The sequence below is a fragment of the Leisingera sp. F5 genome (assembly GCF_001593695.1).
The window spans coordinates 1-1,376 of the sequence record NZ_LUKH01000990.1 but is presented as its reverse complement, the minus strand read 5'-3'; the positions used below and the strand labels follow the sequence as shown (position 1 = coordinate 1,376).

The 1,376-nt window shown below is 56.3% G+C and carries 2 protein-coding genes; both read right to left on the bottom strand.

The features are described 5' to 3' along the window. Positions 1-17: 17 nt before the first annotated feature. Positions 18-545 (bottom strand): hypothetical protein, encoded by a 528-nt coding sequence (locus A2I95_RS38175; protein ID WP_291737618.1) that lies wholly within the window; start codon positions 543-545, stop codon positions 18-20. A gap of 230 nt (positions 546-775) precedes the next feature. Then, positions 776-1,264, bottom strand: coding sequence for a hypothetical protein (locus tag A2I95_RS38170; protein ID WP_156916739.1), 489 nt, complete (start codon positions 1,262-1,264; stop codon positions 776-778). Between the last annotated feature and the right edge of the window lie 112 nt (positions 1,265-1,376).

Genomic DNA, 1,376 nt, shown 5'->3' with positions numbered 1-1,376 from the left:
AACTCTCCGCACTTGGGCTATTTTCCCTGACAGGCTCTCTTCGGTACAATGATGTTCGCCACGGTAGTCGAAATATCATCCAGAAAGGACCTTACGTCATTGTCGATAAGGCCAGCTTCCGCCAATGAAAGATTTTGAAATCCGACAAGCCTACCGGAAGAACTTACGAGAGGTGTTGTGACACAGTCGCCATGCCCCTCTCCCCGGATGCAATCACTGAGCACTTTAAGCCCCGGCTTTTCATCCCATCGAACATCATTGTACCGAAGAGAGCCTGTCAGGGAAAATAGCCCAAGTGCGGAGAGTTCACGCTGGTAGGAATTCGTTTCCAGATGCGCCACCATTTGTTGGCTGTACCCGGAGGAGAACCTTGACTGAAGACTGTTGTCGTGTGACGCGATCAGAAAATTTACTGCGACAACAGGTATTTCACGGCTCAAACTGGCGACGATTTCCTGAGTTTGCGTGTCACGCGGCATAGACGAAGATGCAATCGCAGCAATCTCTCCAAAGGATTTCTGGAAGCTTCGGGAGCGGGAAGTCATGCCTATAAATCCGCAGCGGCGATCAGCGTGTCAAGACAAAGGCTCGAAGTTTGTCTCCTTTTAGGTATCCGTCTTTCCCAGCAATGAACTGTGGAGTTCTCGAGTTCGGCTGACAGATTTTGATCTGTCTGGCAGCCGGAAAGAGCCTTAGCGGCGAATATGGCGGAGATAAAGTGCTTGAAATTCATGCTCGTGGTTTCCTCCGTTTCCGGGAGACTGTTGCGCGGGCTTCAGCAGTCGTTGGCGAGTTTGACACGTTCCAAGAGCGCGCTGCGTTCCGCGATCGCCAAGGCCTCGTTGTAGGTTTGGGCATCCGGGCCGCCGGACCCGCGCACGCCGCTGGCCGCGGTGCCAGCCACAACGGTGGCCATGCCCACGTTGGAAATTGCCTGGGCGGATCCAGCGTCGGCGATGGCCCCTGCGCCAATGACAGACAAACCCGCCTCGATGAGGCCACCGGTCAGGCTGGCTTTGCGCTCCTGTTTCCGTTCTGCCTGGTTGATGGCGTCGCTGCGCGCGTAGAGCGTGCCCAACTCGGTCTGCGCTTCGCCGCAGCTCATGGCGAGATCCTGTTCCGAAGGCTGGGTCTGGGCCGCGCGCTGGACGCCTGTCATGGATTGCAGCCCCATGATATTGGCCGAGGTCTGGGAGGTGTTTCCCATGCACCCGGCCAGGCCCATCAGGCCCGCAACTGCAACTGCTCGCTTGATCGTTTTCACCGGAAATTCCCTTCTCGAAATGTGCGGCCCGCCTTTACTCATGGGCCTTTTTGCGTAACCTGATTGTCAGCGGTGGGCTTTGTTATGCCCGGCTGTGGGCCTCATCCTTTGC